Source organism: Candidatus Neomarinimicrobiota bacterium, assembly GCA_018647265.1.
GTDB lineage: Bacteria > Fidelibacterota > Marinisomatia > Marinisomatales > TCS55 > TCS55.
In genome coordinates this window covers 1-2,045 of the sequence record JABGTK010000118.1, presented here as the reverse complement: position 1 = coordinate 2,045, position 2,045 = coordinate 1, and the positions used below count along the sequence as shown (strand labels likewise).

Annotated in this window: 2 protein-coding genes; both read left to right on the top strand. The window is 67.8% G+C overall.

Features of this window, described 5'->3' with window-relative positions:
- The coding region (locus tag HN459_06990) for a hypothetical protein (GenBank protein ID MBT3479196.1) at nt 1-1,365 on the top strand (1,365 nt) is incomplete at its 5' end.
- Between the two features lie 59 nt (nt 1,366-1,424).
- Nucleotides 1,425-2,045 (top strand): pentapeptide repeat-containing protein (locus HN459_06985; GenBank protein ID MBT3479195.1); only part of this gene is annotated, 621 nt, incomplete at its 3' end.

Below are 2,045 nucleotides of genomic sequence, written 5' to 3'. Positions count from 1 at the left end.
GCAGAGGCGGCCAGGGCTGAGGCTGATGCAGTCTTCGAGGAGGCTTCGGCTTTGGTAGAGGCCGCTACGGGCGAGGATGCCGCACCCGACGCCATGGAAGTTGCACAGGCTGCCCTGGTGATGGTTCAAGAGACCTCAAACACCGCCGATCAGGCCGAGGCCATGGTCGGGATCTGGTTGCAGGATGAGGCTCAGAAGGCGGCGGTTGCTACTGCCATGGCCGATCCCAACCTTGACGCGGTGGCGGCGGCTGAGATTGCTGCGGCCACCCGTTCCTCGCTGGCCGAGGCCACGATCGCCGCAAACGTGGCACAGATCGAGGCTGAGGCAGCGGCATCGCTGGCTGCATCGGTCGAGACCGTGCTCACCCTGCCCGATAACGCTGCGGCGGCAGCCGAGTCGGCACAGGTGCAGGTCGACGAGGCTCAGGCTGCGGCGGATGCGGTTGATCCCGACGACGCCGAGTCACTGGCAGCGGCTACGACATCTCTGGCAGCCGCCAACGACTACCTGGAGGCAGCGTCTGCGGCTGCCGAGACCTACTCGGACCGTGACGCCTACGTCGAGGGCCTCGTCACACGTGCCGACACCGCAAACGAGGCGGCTGCCACAGCGGCCGCCGCGAGCGAGGAGGCAGCAACCGCAGCAGCCGAGGCCGCACCTGCAGCCGAGTCGGCCCGAGTGGTGGTCTTTAACCCGGCCACCGGTGCTGTCATCACCGAGGGCGGCGACCTGCTGGTTGAGTCCACCTTCACTGACACCGGCGGCATGCGCATCGAGGTGCCCAACGAGGGCGGTGACTACACCGAGGCTGCAGCGGCCGCCGAAGAGGCGACTGCAGCAGTCGACGAGGCCGTGGCTGCGGTTCGTGTCGCAACGGTCGATGCCCAGATGGCTGCCCTCACGGCTGCCTCCGACGAGACCGACACGGCTGCAGTGGCTGCCGCAGAGGAGGCCGCAGCAGCGGTCGCCGAACTGCAGGCCGTGGCCGCTGCCGCACAGGTCGCCTCCGACGAGGCCGAGGCTGCACGCCTGGCCGAGTCTGCGACCGTCACGGTTTCGGCCGATGGCACCCAGCAATCCATCAAGGACGCCAACGGCAACACGGCCACGTCGATCACGTCTGACACCGGTGTGTTGATCACCATGGGTCTGACGTCGATGGGTCAGGCCCTGGACAACCTGGCGGCAGGCGATGTCCAGCCGGTCCTGGCTACTGACGGAGCAGAGTTGGCTGCCGGCGTCGACGCCGACGGCAACCTGGTGTTCCGCATGCCAGACGGCACCGAGGCCGCCACCGCCGACGGCGAGGCCTACACGGCCGACGACCTCACGGCCCTCCGGCTGATCTTCAGCATCGGTTGATGGGGATGACGATGACAGGCACCAACCAGACAACAGGTGGGACGGGAACTGGAGCGACCATGAGCAACAAGGTGAGTTGTAGAAGGCGCCGGTCGATCGCAGCGGGGGTGGTCGTCCTGGCGCTCGTCGCCGGCGCCTGCGGCGGTGGAGACGAGGAGGAGGCCGAGGAGGCCGCGGCTGCGGCCGCCGCTGCCGAGGAGGCTGCGGCTGCTGCCACGACCACGGCTGCGGCTGCTGCCACGACCACGGCTGCGGCTGCTGCCACGACCACGGCTGCTCCGACCACGACGACCGAGCCGGTGCCCACGGCATCGACCCGACCGACCTGTGTGCTCGAACCCAACGCCAACTGTTCCCAGGTGGACCTGTCCGGTGAGAACCTGGCCGGCATGATCCTGCCGGGAATCGACCTGTCGGGGGCCAACATGGAGGGCACCCTGCTCAACGGTGCGATGCTGGCCGGCGCCGACCTTTCGGGCAGCAACCTGGCCGGTGCCGCCATGTCGAACACCAACCTTGCTGGTGCCAACCTGAACGATGTGAAGGCGCCGGGTGCGTTGTTCTTTCGGGCCAACCTGTCGCATGCGTCGATGGTGCGGGCCGATCTGACGGCGGCGGTGCTGATGGAGGCCGACATGAAGTCGGTCAACATGACCGGTGCGTTGGTCACAGGAATCGTG